This is a genomic window from Agrobacterium sp. CCNWLW155, assembly GCF_036888815.1.
GTDB classification, from domain to species: domain Bacteria; phylum Pseudomonadota; class Alphaproteobacteria; order Rhizobiales; family Rhizobiaceae; genus Agrobacterium; species Agrobacterium radiobacter.
In genome coordinates this window covers 857,418-873,078 of sequence record NZ_JBAKFW010000001.1, presented here as the reverse complement: position 1 = coordinate 873,078, position 15,661 = coordinate 857,418, and the positions used below count along the sequence as shown (strand labels likewise).

The 15,661-nt window shown below is 59.4% G+C and carries 15 protein-coding genes and 1 tRNA gene; 12 read left to right on the top strand and 4 right to left on the bottom strand.

Translation table 11 applies throughout. The features are described from left to right. Positions 1–262 precede the first annotated feature (262 nt). A tRNA-Lys gene (locus V6S97_RS04375) sits at positions 263–338 on the bottom strand. A gap of 282 nt (positions 339–620) precedes the next feature. Between V6S97_RS04375 and V6S97_RS04370 the strand changes: the two genes are divergently transcribed. Both V6S97_RS04370 and V6S97_RS04365 read left to right on the top strand, forming a co-directional pair. Further along, on the top strand, positions 621–1,367 hold the full coding sequence (locus V6S97_RS04370) for a cytochrome c biogenesis CcdA family protein (protein WP_003507996.1): 747 nt from the start codon (positions 621–623) through the stop codon (positions 1,365–1,367). 34 nt (positions 1,368–1,401) lie between these two features. After that, positions 1,402–2,340: an AEC family transporter gene (locus V6S97_RS04365; protein WP_003507998.1), complete on the top strand. Its 939-nt coding sequence runs from the start codon at positions 1,402–1,404 to the stop codon at positions 2,338–2,340. Here the strand turns inward: V6S97_RS04365 and V6S97_RS04360 are convergent. After that, positions 2,324–3,532, bottom strand: a complete 1,209-nt coding sequence (locus V6S97_RS04360) for a UbiH/UbiF family hydroxylase (protein WP_131861174.1) — start codon at positions 3,530–3,532, stop codon at positions 2,324–2,326. The two genes, V6S97_RS04365 and V6S97_RS04360, sit on opposite strands and share 17 nt — an antisense overlap. A 209-nt stretch (positions 3,533–3,741) precedes the next feature. On the opposite strand from V6S97_RS04360, the gene pcsA reads away from it, so the two are divergent. From pcsA to V6S97_RS04310, 10 genes are all read left to right on the top strand, one after another. Further along, positions 3,742–4,467 (top strand): phosphatidylcholine synthase, encoded by a 726-nt coding sequence (gene pcsA / locus V6S97_RS04355; RefSeq protein ID WP_107675678.1) that lies wholly within the window; start codon positions 3,742–3,744, stop codon positions 4,465–4,467. A gap of 212 nt (positions 4,468–4,679) precedes the next feature. Beyond that, a complete protein-coding gene (locus V6S97_RS04350; RefSeq protein WP_334426561.1) occupies positions 4,680–6,239 on the top strand; it encodes an ABC transporter ATP-binding protein in 1,560 nt (519 codons plus the stop codon). Beyond that, entirely contained in the window at positions 6,229–7,320 is a 1,092-nt protein-coding gene (locus tag V6S97_RS04345; protein ID WP_020809232.1) for an ABC transporter permease, read from the top strand. The genes V6S97_RS04350 and V6S97_RS04345 overlap by 11 nt, the downstream gene beginning before the upstream one ends. After that, positions 7,320–8,240, top strand: a complete 921-nt coding sequence (locus tag V6S97_RS04340) for an ABC transporter permease (protein ID WP_243016638.1) — start codon at positions 7,320–7,322, stop codon at positions 8,238–8,240. The genes V6S97_RS04345 and V6S97_RS04340 overlap by 1 nt, the downstream gene beginning before the upstream one ends. 35 nt (positions 8,241–8,275) lie before the next feature. Next, complete coding sequence (locus V6S97_RS04335) at positions 8,276–9,349, top strand: BMP family ABC transporter substrate-binding protein (RefSeq protein WP_003508013.1); 1,074 nt, start codon at positions 8,276–8,278, stop codon at positions 9,347–9,349. A 212-nt stretch (positions 9,350–9,561) separates the two neighbouring features. After that, complete coding sequence (locus V6S97_RS04330) at positions 9,562–10,299, top strand: FadR/GntR family transcriptional regulator (protein ID WP_003508015.1); 738 nt, start codon at positions 9,562–9,564, stop codon at positions 10,297–10,299. A gap of 222 nt (positions 10,300–10,521) precedes the next feature. Continuing rightward, positions 10,522–11,883, top strand: coding sequence for a bifunctional UDP-N-acetylglucosamine diphosphorylase/glucosamine-1-phosphate N-acetyltransferase GlmU (gene glmU / locus V6S97_RS04325; RefSeq protein ID WP_003508017.1), 1,362 nt, complete (start codon positions 10,522–10,524; stop codon positions 11,881–11,883). Positions 11,884–11,985: 102 nt separating this feature from the next. Next, on the top strand, positions 11,986–13,812 hold the full coding sequence (gene glmS / locus V6S97_RS04320) for a glutamine--fructose-6-phosphate transaminase (isomerizing) (RefSeq protein WP_003508019.1): 1,827 nt from the start codon (positions 11,986–11,988) through the stop codon (positions 13,810–13,812). Beyond that, entirely contained in the window at positions 13,809–14,312 is a 504-nt protein-coding gene (locus V6S97_RS04315) for a GNAT family N-acetyltransferase (protein WP_334426141.1), read from the top strand. The genes glmS and V6S97_RS04315 overlap by 4 nt, the downstream gene beginning before the upstream one ends. A 13-nt stretch (positions 14,313–14,325) precedes the next feature. Beyond that, positions 14,326–14,994 carry a DUF502 domain-containing protein gene (locus V6S97_RS04310; protein ID WP_334426140.1) on the top strand — a complete coding sequence of 223 codons (669 nt, stop codon included), beginning with the start codon at positions 14,326–14,328 and terminating at the stop codon, positions 14,992–14,994. A gap of 3 nt (positions 14,995–14,997) precedes the next feature. Here the strand turns inward: V6S97_RS04310 and V6S97_RS04305 are convergent, their stop codons facing one another. Further along, positions 14,998–15,381: a type II toxin-antitoxin system VapC family toxin gene (locus V6S97_RS04305; RefSeq protein ID WP_003508024.1), complete on the bottom strand. Its 384-nt coding sequence runs from the start codon at positions 15,379–15,381 to the stop codon at positions 14,998–15,000. Further along, entirely contained in the window at positions 15,378–15,635 is a 258-nt protein-coding gene (locus tag V6S97_RS04300) for a type II toxin-antitoxin system Phd/YefM family antitoxin (RefSeq protein ID WP_003508026.1), read from the bottom strand. The genes V6S97_RS04305 and V6S97_RS04300 overlap by 4 nt, the downstream gene beginning before the upstream one ends. Positions 15,636–15,661: the final 26 nt, after the last annotated feature.

The window sequence follows — 15,661 nt, the reverse complement described above, 5'->3', positions numbered from 1 at the left end:
CTGAATTTATGCCTGAAGACTGTTCCAAACGTTTTAGAGACGGTCCGGTCGTCCTGGGGAGTTGGTGTTTGAGCCGATAGCCCTGATTGTTGCTACGCGGTGTGGGGCCGGTTGCCTGATTGATGCGCGCAGTGGGTATTCTGAAACCAGGCTTGCCATGGATACAGTCTAAGACTGCAAACGCATCTTTTCCGCTCACATCACAGTCCTGTCACTCGTGGTGATAACTCTTTGCAGAATATCAGAAAATGTAGATTTGAGGTGGTGAGAGCGCAGGGATTCGAACCCTGGACCTACTGATTAAAAGTCAGTTGCTCTACCGGCTGAGCTACGCTCTCCCGTGTCGGGGCTTGGTTGCCCTTCGGAAGTGCGCGGAACATATGTAGAGCGATCCGTTCGGTCAACCCAAAAAAAGCGCTTTCTACAATCAATCCGGTTTTTTTTGTCGCACCCCCGAAAAGGTGATTGGAGAGAGGGGGCGGCTGGGGATAAAACCGGCTGCAGACATGTCGGCCAGACGGGTGAAATCCTTTTGCAGCAATGACATGCATGAAAATGAAGCGTGAGGCGGCGGCGAATCCTAGGAATCGCGGCGGCTTTGCGGGATGCGGAGTTCTTTCTTGTCGATTGCCGATATTTCCCTGTTCAGCGCGCTTCTGGCCGGCGCTCTTTCCTTTCTGTCGCCCTGCGTCCTGCCGCTGGTGCCGCCTTATCTCTGTTATATGGCGGGCGTTTCGGTCGAGCAGTTCAGGACGGAAGATACAGCACCCCGGCCGGAGATTCGCAGGGCCGTGCTGTTTTCGGCCTTTTTCTTCACGCTTGGTTTCGCCACTGTTTTCGTGGCGCTTGGAGCAGGGGCCTCGACGATCGGTACGCTCCTTCGTCAGAATCTGGATATTCTCGCCAAGATCGGCGGTTTCATCATCATCCTTATGGGCCTGAATTTCCTCGGTGTCTTCCGCATCGGCCTGTTTTCGCGCGAGGCGCGGTTTCAGGGGGCGGGCAAGCCGGCCACGCTTTCAGGGGCCTATGTGATGGGCCTCGCCTTCGCTTTCGGCTGGACGCCCTGTATCGGTCCGGTGCTGGGCGCGATCCTGGGTGTCGCTGCCGCGCGTGATACGGTTGGTGATGGTGCGGCGCTGCTTGCCGTCTATTCTCTGGGCCTTGCCGTGCCGTTCTGGATCGCGGCTGCGTTCTCCGGTTCCTTCATGCGTTTCCTCGTCCGCTTCCGCCGCCATCTCGGCCTCGTGGAAAAGCTGCTGGGCGTATTGCTGGTGCTGACCGGTCTCGCTTTCATGTCCGGTTTTATCACCAATGTGGCGATCTGGTTCCAGGAGACCTTTCCGATCCTCATGAAAATCGGTTAAGCCTCCCGCCGGAGTTGCTTGCGGGGGAAACATAGTGACCGATATCGTCGGATTGCTTTTGCCGTTTTTCGGCCTGATCTTCATCGGTTATGGTGCGGCGCGCATAACGAAACAGCCGGTCGAGGCGATGGGCTGGCTGAACACCTTCATCATCTATGCGGCGCTGCCGGCGCTGTTTTTCAAGCTGGTGTCGAAAACGCCGGTTGAAGAGCTGGCGCGCATGGATTTCGTCGCTGCCAGCCTTGCCTGCACCTATGGCATTTTCCTGCTGGTATTTCTGATCGGCCGGTTCGTGCGGAAAAACAGTCTTGCCGAAACCACTATCCAGAGTTTTGCGGCCAGCTACGGCAATATCGGCTATATGGGGCCGGGCCTTGCGCTTCTGGCGCTCGGCGAAAAGGCGGCAGTGCCGGTGGCGCTGATCGTCTGCCTTGAAAACGCCGCCCATTTCATCGTCGCCCCGGCGATGATGGCGGTTGCCGGCGGCGACAAGCGCTCTCCGGCAAGGCTTGCGCTGGATGTGGCGCGCAAGGTCATTACCCATCCCTTCATCGTATCCGTCATCGCCGGTTTTCTGGCCGCATCGCTGTCATGGCAGCCGCCGGAGGCGGTGCAGCGGCTGGTGGATTATCTGGCGCAATCAGCAGCACCCTGCGCGCTATTTGCCATGGGCGTGACGCTGGCGCTTCGGCCGATGAAACGGGTGCCGGTGGAAATCAGCTATATCGTGCCGGCAAAACTGATCCTGCATCCGCTCGCCGTCTGGCTCGTGCTCTCGTCGCTCGGGCGATTCGAGCCGGTGTGGATCTATTCGGCCGTGCTGCTGGCAGCGCTGCCGACCGCAACGAATGTCTTCGTCATCGGCCAGCAATATCACGTCTGGCAGGAGAGGGCGTCTGCGACGATCCTGATTTCGACGGTTCTGTCGGTCTTCACGCTGACCGGCGTGGTGTATTTCATCCAGCCTTTTTGAAGCTGCCGAATAAAAGCGAGGGCAGGGCCTTCAGCCCGCGTCCCGGCTCGATGCCTTCGCGCATGACCATGCTTCTGAGCGTGCCGATTCCCGAGAGGACGTGCAGGCCCGCCGCGCGCGCCATCTGCACCGGCAGCAGGTCCGAAAGCAGTGAACGGTTGAGGAGATCGACACTGAGCGTGCGGCTATAGACGTCCGCACGCCGCCTGCGGTCGAAGCTGCTGCCGGCATCGGCCGCAATCGGGCGGTCGGAGACCGCGCCCAGCAGTTCCGTCAGCGCGATGATGTCGCGCAGGCTGAGGTTCAGCCCCTGCGCGCCGATGGGTGGAAAACCATGAGCAGCCTCGCCGATCAGGGCCACGCGGCCCTTGCCGAAGCGGTGTGCCGTCATGGAAGAGAGCGGCCAGGCCTGCACGCTGTCCTCTACTGTTACCGCGCCCAGCATGGACTGCATGCGCTCCTCGATCCGGAGGCTGAGTGTTTCCAGCGGCAGCGCCGTCAATTCCTCCGCTTGTTGCGGGGTAACGACCCAGACGAGGCTGGATCGGTTCCCGGGCAGGGGAACCTGGGTGAAAGGACCGGTTGGCGTGTGGAATTCCGTCGAGACATTGCCATGCGACCGGCTATGGCCGAAGTTCAAAACAATGGCCGTCTGCGGATAGGACCAGGATTTGACGCCGATGCCGGCTGCATCCCGCACCATCGACTTCCTGCCATCAGCGCCGATGAGGAAATCGGCCGAGAGTGTTTCGCCGTCTGCAAGTGTCACCGATACGCGGTCGTTGCCGATGTCGATCGTCTCGGCCGTGGCGTCGAGGCGGGTAATATTGTGTTCCTGCTCAACCGCTTCGCTCAGAACGCCAAGCAGCGCTTCGTTGGGAATGTTCCAGCCGAAGGCATCGAGCCCGATTTCGGAGGAGCGGAACTGCACGGTTGGCGCGCGTAGCAGGCGCTCGGTGCCGTCAATGATCTGCATGGTGGAAAGACGTGCGGCTGATGGCGCGATGCGTGACCAGAGGCCGAGACGGTCCATGAAGCGGATGGACTGGTCCATCAGCGCCGTGGTGCGCTGGTCCTTCCTGTCGCTTGAAGGTGCGATGAGCGCCACGTGGCGGCCCGCCCGCGCCAGCGCGATGGCCGCGATCTGGCCCGCAAGTCCCGCACCTGTTATGGCGATATCGAAGTGTCTCATGGTCCTGATCCGTTGTTATTTCCAAAGCATCATAATGGCTTTGCGCGGGTAAATCCACTTCGGCTCCGGAACATCCGGTTGCGAAGATTCGTTGGTTGCCCTGTTATATTAGTCCTAGGATAAGCGGATTGAGCCGGTTGCAAAGCGTGGTGAATGGCCGCATACCGGAATAAGCAGGGCGGATGAAAAACGGGGCGCAGACGCTGACCATGAAAATTTTCAACTACAAGCGTGTTCCCTACGCGGAAATCCGCGCCTTTTCCGTTCATATGCTCACGGCTTCCGGTTCGTTTCTGGCCTTTCTTGGCGTCGTTGCCGCGGCTGAACACCGTTTCGTCGACATGTTCTGGTGGCTGGGGCTTGCGCTTCTGGTCGATGGTATCGACGGACCCATCGCCCGTAAGGTGCGGGTGAAGGAAGTTCTGCCCAACTGGTCCGGCGATACGCTCGACAATATCATCGACTACGTCACATATGTGCTCTTGCCCGCCTTTGCGCTTTACCAGAGCGGCATGATCGGCGAGCCGCTGTCCTTCGTGGCGGCCGGCATGATCGTGGTGTCCAGCGCCATCTATTATGCCGATATGGGCATGAAGACGGACGAATATTTCTTCTCCGGCTTTCCGGTGGTGTGGAACATGGTGGTGTTCACCCTGTTCGTCATGGATGCCAGCGCAACGACGGCCATGATCGTCGTTACCGTCTCGGTGTTCCTGACATTCCTGCCGATCAATTTCCTGCATCCGGTGCGGGTGAAACGATTGCGGCCGCTCAATCTGGCTGTCGTGTTCATCTGGTGCGCGCTTGGCGGTTATGCGCTGCTGACGCACTTCGAAACCCCGAGCTGGGCCGTGATCGGCTTCGTGGTCAGTGGCATCTATCTTTATTGCGTCGGTGGAATATTGCAGTTTTTCCCCTCGCTCGGTGCGAAATAAGAAAAAGGTAAAGCCGTTTATTGCTTGTGCAAATCGCATTTAAGCGGCTTCTTTTTCAGTTGTGCGCAGCAGCAAAACCGTTATCAATAAGTCTTGATTGGATGAAATTGCATACGCATTGGCGTCCGATTGGGAACAATGACCGCGATCGTTAGAAACGCCTCGAAGAAGGCATGGATGGTCGGTGAGAGAGGGAACTCGTGACTGGAACTTTGGCGCCGGAGGCCGTGCCTCTCCTGTCCGTTCGCAAGCTGACCAAGCTGTTCGGCAATTTCGCTGCCTGCAACGGCATCGATCTCGATATTGCGCCGGGCGAAATTCATGCGCTTCTGGGTGAAAACGGCGCGGGCAAATCCACGCTCGTTAAGATGCTGTTCGGCGTTCTCGCACCCACCGAGGGTGATATTATCTGGCAGGGCCAGCCGGTTTCCGTGGGCTCGCCAAGCGAGGCCCGCCAACTCGGCATTGGCATGGTCTTCCAGCATTTTTCCCTGTTCGAGGCGCTGACTGTCGCTGAAAACATCGCCCTGTCGCTCGACCCTAAAATTTCATTGAAAGAAATCGCCAGGGAAGCGGAAACGCTGTCGCGGGCCTATGGCCTGCCGCTCGATCCCTATGCGCATGTAGCCGACCTTTCGGTGGGCGAGCGCCAGCGGATCGAGATCGTCCGCGCCCTGCTGCAGAACCCGCGCCTCATCATTCTCGACGAACCGACCTCGGTGCTGACACCGCAGGAGGCTGACAAGCTGTTCGAAACGCTGGAGAAGCTGAAGGCCGAAGGCCGCTCGGTGCTTTATATCAGCCACCGTCTGGAAGAGGTGCAGCGCATCTGCGACCGCGCCACCGTCCTGCGTCACGGCAAGGTGACCGGCGCCTGCGATCCGCGCAAGGAAACGCCGGCATCGCTGGCGCGCATGATGGTCGGCAGCGATGTCGCAAGCGTTTCGCGCCCGACGGGCGAGGCGCTCGGCCAACCGCAGATCGAGGTCATGGGGCTTTCCGTAGCGCCACGCACGCCCTTTGCCGTGGCGTTGAAATCGATTTCCATGCAGGTGCGCGCCGGGGAAGTGCTGGCGATTGCCGGCGTGGCCGGCAACGGGCAGGGCGAGTTGTTCGATGCGCTTTCGGGCGAATATCCGGTCTATAACAACGATGCCATCCATCTGCGCGGCAAGCCCGTCGGTCGCATCGGCATCAATGGTCGTCGTCTGATGGGCGCGGGTTTTGTGCCGGAAGAACGCCACGGCCACGCCGCTGTTCCCGGCATGAGCCTTTCCGACAACCTGCTGCTGGCGCGGGCGCGCTCCGACCGCAAGGCGTTTCTGACCGGCGGTTTCCTGCGCATCGTCAGGGGCTCGGCGATCAGGGCGGCGGCGCGGCGCATTTCGGAAACAATGGATGTACGCAAAAGCGGGGCCGATCCGCTGGCCGGATCGCTTTCAGGCGGTAACCTGCAGAAATTCATCGTCGGGCGCGAGCTTGATCGTCAGCCGACCGTGCTTGTCGTCAACCAGCCGACCTGGGGTGTGGATGCCGGTGCCGCAAGCCGCATTCGTCAGGCGCTTGTCGATCTTGCCAAGGCGGGCTCGGCCGTCATCGTCATCAGCCAGGATCTCGATGAAATTTTCGAGGTTGCCACCAATATCGCGGTCATTTCCGACGGCAAGCTTTCCGAGGCCTATCCGGTGGAAGACATGACGCTTGAAACGATCGGCCTTTTGATGGGCGGCATTAACGCGTCACATTCGGGAGCCGCCCAGCATGCGCATTGAGCTTGAAAAACGGGCAGGGGTCTCGAAGCTTTTCACCCTTATTTCGCCGCTTCTGGCGCTTGTGCTGACGCTGCTCGTCGGCGCCGTCATGTTCGCCATGCTCGGCAAAAATCCGGCTCATGCGCTTTATGCCTTTTTCGTTGAACCGCTGCTCGAAGTCTGGTCGCTGCACGAGCTGGCGATCAAGGCCGCACCGCTGATCCTGATCGGCGTTGGGCTATCGATCTGTTATCGCTCCAATAACTGGAACATTGGCGCGGAAGGGCAATTCACCATCGGCGCGATCACCGGTTCCATACTGCCGGTTCTTTATCCCGACTGGCATTCGCCGCTCATCCTGCCGTTGATGATGGTGATGGGCGCCATCGGCGGCGCGCTTTATGCCGGTATTCCGGCGCTGTTGAAGACGAAGTTCAACACCAACGAAATCCTCGTCAGCTTGATGCTGGTCTATGTCGCGCAGCTTTTTCTCGACTGGCTGACGCGCGGCATCTGGCGCGATCCCGGCGGCTACAACTTCCCGCAGACCAAGCCCTTCAACGAAAGCGCCGTCTTGCCGGAAATGCTGGCCTCGGGCCGGGCGCACTGGGGTTTCGTTTTCGCCATCGTCGCGGCAATCGCGCTGTGGTTCATGATGCGCTACATGCTGAAAGGCTTCGAGGTCACCGTGCTTGGGCAATCGGCGCGGGCCGGGCGTTTTGCCGGTTTCTCGTCAAGCCGCATGGTGTGGTTTTCGCTGTTGCTGTCAGGTGCACTGGCAGGGCTTGCGGGCATATCTGAGGCCTCCGGCTCCATCGGCCATCTACAGCCCAGCATTTCGCCGGGCTATGGTTTCACCGCCATCATCGTCGCCTTTCTCGGCCGTCTCAATCCGCTTGGCATCATTCTGTCAGGGCTGGTGCTGGCGCTGACCTATCTCGGCGGCGAGGCGGCGCAGCTTTCGATTGGTGTGTCGGACAAGGTGACGCGTGTGTTTCAGGGGCTGATGCTGTTCTTCGTGCTGTCCTGCGATACGCTGATCTTCTATCGCATCAGGGTCGTCTTCACCGGCAAGGCGCATAACAGCCAAGGAGCGGCATGATGGATATGCTTCAGGCCATTCTCCTCACCGTCATTACTGCCGCCACACCGCTGGTCATCGCCGCCTCCGGCGAGCTGGTGACGGAGCGTTCCGGCGTCCTCAATCTCGGCGTAGAGGGCATGATGATCATGGGCGCGGTCTGCGCTTTTGCCACTGCACATATGACCGGTTCTCCCTATCTCGGCATTCTGGCCGGCATCGCCTCTGGCGCGGTTTTCTCGCTGCTGTTCGGCTTCCTGACACTGACGCTGGTGACCAACCAGGTAGCGACAGGCCTTGCGCTTACCATTCTCGGCCTCGGCGTTTCCGGCATGCTGGGCGAAAGTTTCGTCGGCCTGCCGGGCGTCAAGCTGCAGCCCATCGTCTTTCCGTTGCTGTCGGATATTCCCTTTATCGGCCCCTTGCTGTTCCGGCAGGATCTGATCTTCTACATGTCCATCGCGCTGGTTTTCGGCACTGGCTGGTTTCTGTTCAAAAGCCGCGCGGGCCTGAAAATCCGCGCCATCGGCGACAGTCACGCTTCCGCCCATGCGCTTGGCATCAACGTCATCCGCACGCGTTATCTGGCTGTGATGTTCGGCGGCGCCTGTGCCGGTCTTGCCGGTGCGCAGCTGTCGCTCGTCTATACGCCGCAATGGGTGGAAAACATGTCGGCCGGGCGCGGCTGGATTGCGCTGGCGCTCGTCGTTTTCGCGTCATGGCGTCCATGGCGGGTTCTGGCGGGCGGTTATCTGTTCGGCGCCGTCTCCATCGGGCAATTGCATGCGCAGGCATTCGGCATCGGGGTGCCGTCGCAACTGCTTTCGGCGCTACCTTACCTTGCAACTATTGTCGTGCTGGTCATCATCTCGCATAATCGCCGCACGACCTTGATCAATACACCGGCATCGCTGGGCAAATCCTTCGTGCCGGACAGGTGAAGCATTCTCACGTCTCCAAACCAACAGGGGTAAAAATGAAAAAACTGGTCATCGCACTTGCCGCTTCCATCGCGGCGCTTGGAGGCGTTGTTTCCTCCGCTGAAGCCGCCGACGCCAAGAAGGTCTGCTTCATCTATGTCGGCAGCCGCACCGATGGCGGCTGGACGCAGGCGCATGAAATCGGCCGCGAAGAGCTGCAGAAGCACTTCGGCGACAAGATCGAAACGCCGTTCCTCGAAAGCGTTCCGGAAGGCCCGGATGCCGAACGCGCCATCGAGCGCATGGCCCGTTCCGGCTGCGAACTGGTGTTCACCACCTCCTTCGGCTTCATGGATGCGACCGTGAAGGTTGCCCAGAAGTTCCCCAAGGTGAAGTTCGAGCACGCCACCGGCTTCAAGACCGCTGAAAACGTCGCGACCTACAATTCGCGTTTTTATGAAGGCCGTTACATTCAGGGCCAGATCGCCGCGAAGATGTCGAAGAAGGGTGTTGCCGGCTACATCGCGTCCTTCCCGATCCCGGAAGTGGTGATGGGCATCGATGCCTTCGTTCTCGGCGCGCAGTCCGTCAATCCCGAGTTCAAGGTCAAGGTCGTCTGGGCCAATACCTGGTTCGACCCCGGCAAGGAAGCCGATGCCGCCAAGGCGCTGATCGACCAGGGCGTCGATATCCTGACGCAGCACACCGACACGACAGCGCCGATGCAGGTTGCAGCGGAACGCGGCATCAAGGCCTTCGGTCAGGCTTCGGACATGATCAAGGCCGGTCCGGAGACGCAGCTGACCGCGATCAAGGACACTTGGGGCGCATATTACATCAAGCGCACGCAGGCTCTTCTGGACGGCACCTGGAAGTCCGAATCCATCTGGGACGGCCTGAAGGACGGCATCCTGACCATGGCGCCCTACACCAACATGCCTGATGACGTGAAGAAGATGGCCGAGGAAACCGAAGCCAAGATCAAGTCGGGCGAGTTGCATCCTTTCACCGGTCCGGTGAAGAAGCAGGACGGTTCGGAATGGCTGAAGGCTGGCGAGAAGGCTGAAGACAAGGTTCTGCTCGGCCTCAACTTCTACGTTGCCGGCGTGGACGACAAGCTGCCGCAATAATGCGGGTTATCTATCCTTATTGAGGCAAGGCCGCACATGTGTCATGTGCGGCCTTGCTTATTTTCATGCGTTTTACTGCATGGATGAAGTTTACCTTTGCTTTTCACGCGACTTGATGTTTTTCACTATAATCTGACTTGAGATACACACGTCTGGCGCGATTTTTTCGAGATCGCCAGCCGAACGGAAGGATATGGCACTTGCAGCGCGGAATGCTCGATGCGGCGATCGGTTTTCGAAAGCTGCGGACAAATCATGCACAGGTCGTTCACAAGCTCGGTCTCGATATCGTCTCCGGCACCTTCAAGACGGGTGACATCCTTCCCGGTGATGCCGAGCTGATGGAGCGTCTGAAAGTGTCGCGCACAGTGCTGCGCGAAGCGATGAAGACGCTCACCGCCAAGGGCATGATTTCACCCAAGGCGCGTATCGGCACCCGGGTGACGGAGCGCGAGAGCTGGAACATGTTCGACAGCGAAGTGCTGCTCTGGCATTTCGAGGCTGGTGTCAGCGATGAGTTTCTGCTGCATCTTTATGATATCCGCCAGGCTTTCGAACCCTATGGCGCGGGCCTTGCCGCCATCAGGGCAAAGGACACCGATATCACCAAGCTTGCCGCCTATGCCAACGAGATGGGCAACACGGCCTATTCCAAGGAAAAACGCGCTCTTGCGGATATGAACTTCCATGTGCTCATCACCGAAATGTCGGGCAACCCGTTCATGCGCACCGTCGGTTCGCTGATAAAGGCGGCTCTGGTGGGCATTTTCCGGATGAGCAACCCGGACACCGATCCCAATGAGATTTCCGATGTCTCCGCCTCTCACCTGAGGCTCGTCGAGGCGTTTCGCCTGCGCGATGAGGCAGCGGCGCGCCGTGAAATGGAAAGGCTGATTGAAAACGGCCGCCAGCAGGTGCTGGAATTCACTGCCCGCAATACCCCGCGATAACTCAAACTGCGGGAGCGGGATGCGACCCTCTCCCAATCACGTTTGATGAAAATCGGTGCGGAAATTTGGTGCAGATTTGCATGGTTTCTTAAGTGGGCCGCCGTTATAGCAATTCCGGAATGAAGTTACCGATGCGCCCGTTCGTTTGCCGGACGGCGTGAAGTCAAACATATGCCGCCGTCCTGGCCGCCATGCGGCCGGTGACAGGGTGTTGGAGGTCTTATGGAGCGCAGCTCTCTAGCCATTATTCTCGCAGCGGGCGACAGCACGCGCATGAAATCGTCGAAGTCCAAGGTGCTGCATCCGGTCGCCGGGCGTCCGATGATCGCGCATGTGGTGGAGGCGGTGGCTGGATCTGGCGTCGGCACGGTGGCGCTGGTGGTCGGGCGCGATGCCGACAATGTCACCGCGGCCGCAAGCATGAAGGGCATTCAGGTCGAAGCTTTCCTGCAGACGGAACGCAAGGGCACCGGCCACGCGGTTCTTGCCGCACGCGCCGCCCTCGAACGCGGTTTCGATGATCTCATCATTGCCTATGGCGATGTGCCACTTATCACCTCCGCAACGCTCGACCGGGCGCGTGAGGCGATTGCCGCCGGCGCCGATGTCGCTGTCATCGGTTTCCATACCGATCGCCCGACCGGTTACGGCCGGCTTCTGGTCGAGAATGGTGAACTTGTCGCTATCCGCGAGGAAAAGGACGCCACCGATGCGGAGCGCAAGGTCACCTGGTGCAATAGCGGCCTGATGGCCATCAACGGCCGCAACGCGCTGGACCTGCTTGACCGGATCGGCAACAGCAATGTGAAGGGCGAATATTATCTGACTGACGTCGTCGAGATCGCCCGCTCTCTCGGACGCCGCGCCGTCGCCATCGACGCGCCGGAAGCCGAGCTGGTCGGCTGCAACAACCGTGCCGAACTCGCCTTTATCGAGAAGCTCTGGCAGGAGCGTCGCCGCCACGAATTGATGGTGGACGGCGTTTCGATGATTGCCCCCGAAACCGTCTTCCTCTCCTTCGACACCAAGATCGGTCAGGACGTTCTGATCGAGCCGAATGTCGTCATCGGTCCCGGCGTCACGATCGAGCCGGGCGCCGTCATCCACGCCTTCTCGCATCTGGAAGGGGCCCATGTCGCGGAAGGTGCGGCCGTTGGTCCCTATGCGCGGTTGCGCCCGGGTGCGAACCTGCATGCCAATTCCAAGGTGGGCAATTTCTGCGAGGTCAAGAAGGCCGAGATCGGCGAGGGCGCCAAGGTCAACCATCTGACCTATATCGGTGACGCCTTTATCGGCGCAGGCAGCAATATCGGCGCGGGCACCATCACCTGCAATTACGATGGCTACAACAAGGCCGAAACGCGCATTGGTGCGAACAGTTTCATTGGTTCGAACTCGTCGCTGGTCGCTCCTGTCACCATTGGAGAGGGGGCCTATATCGCCTCCGGCAGCGTGATTACCGATGACGTGCCTGATGATGCGCTGGCTTTTGGACGCGCGCGTCAGGAAGTGAAACCGGGCCGGGCAACCGTCGTGCGCGAGCGGGCAAAAGCGCTGAAGGAAGCGAAGAAAAAGTCCTCTTGAAAGACGTTACCAAGCGATACCGAAAGTGACCGGCGGCGTAATTGCCGATTTCAGGGAAACGATTAGTAGTTTCGGCGAAGAGATCGCCGTCTGGAGAAATATATGTGCGGAATTGTCGGAATTGTCGGAACCCAGCCCGTTGCTGAACGGCTTGTCGATGCGCTGAAGCGTCTCGAATATCGCGGTTACGATTCGGCGGGTGTCGCCACCATCGACAATGGCGCGATGGACCGCCGCCGTGCGGAAGGCAAGCTGTTCAATCTGGAGAAAAGGCTCTCTGAAGAGCCGCTGCCTGGTGTCGTTGGCATCGCACACACCCGCTGGGCGACCCACGGCGTTCCGAACGAAACCAACGCCCACCCGCATTTCGTCGATGGCGTTGCCGTCGTCCATAACGGCATCATTGAAAACTTCTCCGAATTGCGCGACGAACTGAGCGCCGAGGGTGCAACCTTCACCACCCAGACCGACACCGAAGTGGTGGCGCAGCTTCTGGCGAAATACACTCGCGAAGGACTTGGCCATCGCGAGGCGATGCTGAAGATGCTGAACCGCGTGACAGGCGCCTATGCGCTGGTGGTGATGTTCAAGGATGATCCCGACACGCTGCTTTCGGCGCGCTCCGGCCCGCCGCTTGCCGTCGGTTACGGTAGGGGCGAAATGTTCCTCGGCTCCGACGCCATCGCGCTGTCGCCCTTCACCAACGAAATCACCTATCTGGTGGATGGCGATTGTGCCATCTTGACCCGCCAGGGTGCTGAGATCATCGATTTCTCGGGCAAGCCGGTGAAGCGCGAGCGTCAGATTTCACAGGCGACGGCCTTCGTGGTCGACAAGGGCAACCATCGCCACTTCATGGAAAAGGAAATCTACGAGCAGCCGGAAGTCATTTCCCACGCGCTCAGCCATTACGTGGATTTCGCCTCCAAGACCGTGAAGCAGGCCGACACGGCAATCGACTTCGCCAAGCTTTCCGGCCTTGCGATTTCCGCCTGCGGCACGGCCTATCTGTCCGGCCTGATCGGCAAATACTGGTTCGAACGTTACGCGCGTCTGCCGGTGGAAATCGATGTCGCCTCGGAATTCCGCTATCGCGAAATCCCGCTTGTTCCCACGCAGGCCGCGCTGTTCATTTCGCAATCGGGGGAAACTGCCGATACGCTGGCGGCCTTGCGTTATTGCCAGCAGGAGGGCCTGAAGATCGGCGCGGTGGTCAATACGCGTGAATCGACCATGGCGCGTGAATCCGATGCGATCTTCCCGATCCTCGCCGGTCCTGAAATCGGCGTGGCCTCCACCAAGGCCTTCACCTGCCAGCTTGCCGTGCTCGCTTCGCTTGCCGTTGCCGCCGGAAAAGCGCGAGGCACCATCACGCCTCAGCAGGAAACCGAGCTGGTTCGCCATCTTACCGAGATGCCGCGCATCATGAGCAAGGTTCTCAACAGTATCCAGCCGCAGATCGAAGCGCTGTCACGCGATCTGTCGCGTTTCAAGGACGTGCTTTATCTCGGCCGCGGCACCAGCTTCCCGCTGGCGCTGGAAGGCGCGCTGAAGCTCAAGGAAATCTCCTATATCCACGCCGAAGGTTATGCCGCCGGCGAGCTGAAGCATGGGCCGATCGCGCTGATCGACGAAAATATGCCCGTCATCGTCATCGCGCCGCATGACCGCTTCTTCGAAAAGACCGTTTCGAACATGCAGGAAGTCGCTGCACGCGGCGGCCGCATCATCTTCATCACCGACGAGAAGGGGGCTGCCGCTTCCAAGCTCGACACGATGGCGACGATCACGCTGCCCAATGTCGATGAGCTGATCGCGCCGATGGTTTTCTCGCTGCCGATCCAGCTGCTGGCCTATCACACCGCCGTCTTCATGGGCACGGATGTGGACCAGCCGCGCAATCTGGCGAAATCGGTAACGGTGGAATGATTGTCCGACCGGAACAGCAGGGCGACGAGGAAGCGATCGCTCGCGTTACGGAAGATGCCTTCCGTAACGCCGAGCACAGCAGCGGGACAGAACAGCTGATTGTCGCGCGGTTGCGGGATGCCGGCGCACTGACGGTTTCACTGGTGGCGGAAGACAGCGAAGGCGTCATCGGCCATGTCGGCTTCTCGCCGGTGACGCTGTCGGGCGGCGAGACCGGCTGGTTCTGCCTCGCGCCGCTCTCCGTGACACCGGAAAGGCAGGGAGAAGGTGTCGGTTCGCGGCTGGCGCGTGAAGGGCTTGCCGCACTGGAGCGGCTGAGCGCTGCCGGCTGCGTCGTTGTCGGTGATCCCGCCTATTACGGCCGCTTCGGTTTTCGCCATGTCGAAGGGGTGAGTGCGGAAGGGATTCCTGACGAATATTTCACAGTTCTTCGCTTGCATGGTGGAACTCCATCCGGCATTGTCGGTTTTCATCCGGGTTTCGATGGCGACAACGCTTAATTCCGAACGGTAAATGACCGATATTCCAGTCAAAATTTCATTCGCAGCCCGCCTGCGCAATAGTTTCCTCACGGGCGTTCTGATCCTCGCGCCCGTCACCATCACCATGTGGCTGGTGTGGAGTTTCCTGCAATGGGCGGATAGCTGGGTGAAGCCCTATATTCCGGCCCGTTACGATCCCGAGCAATATTTCGATGTGGCAATCCCCGGTTTCGGCCTGCTGATCGCCGTCATTGGCATCACGCTCATCGGCTTTCTCGGTAATAACCTCATCGGCAAATGGATTTTCGGCGTCGGCGAATCCATCCTTAATCGCATGCCGCTGGTGCGGCCGATCTACAAAAGCATCAAGCAGCTGTTCGAATCCGTCCTGAAAGAGCATTCGAACTCCTTCAAAAAGGTCGGCCTGATCGAGTTTCCATCGTCAGGGACCTGGGCCATGGTTTTCGTCGCCTCCGAGGCCAAGGGCGAACTTGCTCACCGTTTCAACGAAATGGGCCAGCAGATGGTCGCCGTCTTCCTGCCGCCCACACCGGTGCCGACGGCAGGTTTTCTGCTCTTCGTGCCCAAAAACAAGATCGTGATGCTGGAGATGACACCGGAGGATGCGGCGAAACTGCTGATTTCCGGCGGTCTGGTGGCGCCCGATTTCACGCCGCCCAAGATGATCGCGCCGGTTTGACGGTTAGAGAGCGCCGAGGATGTCCGTCTGCGAAAAGTCGTTGCCGACATAAAGCAAAGGGCAGCCCTCGGTTTTCGCCAACTCGTAGGCAAAACAGTCACCGAAATTCAGCCCTGCGGGATGAATGCCTTTGCCCCAGATACGATAGGCTTCGGAAATGCCTTGTGCTGATTTCGGGGTGACATTCCTGATTTCAACTACGAGTCCTTCGATCAGCATGTCCAGTTCCTGACCGCGTCCACGGCGCTGCGCCACGATCATCGCTTCTGCCAGGGTGCCTGCGGAAATGAGGAGAGGTTCGTCCGTTTCGAGCGCCGCCGCGCAAGCATCCGCTTTGGGTTCGTTTAGCAGGATCGCCATCAGTGCTGAAGTATCGATGACGATCATTCAGGCAGGCCGTTTTCGTCATAGAGGAAATCCTGACTATGCGCGGCATCGGGGCCATCATTGGTTTTGTTTGCGACTGCCTTGCGCACCTTTTCCAGCGTGGCACTGCGGGATTTCTTGTCCGCTACGGCAGCGACCGGAACAAGCAGCACTGCTGCATGACCATGCCGGGTGAGAATGATTTCATCTCCCGCCTCGGCGCGGCGCACCAATTCGGTCAGTTGGCCCTTTGCGTCAGTGACAGAGATCTGCATGGCTTGCTCCAGGAATTAAGGCACTC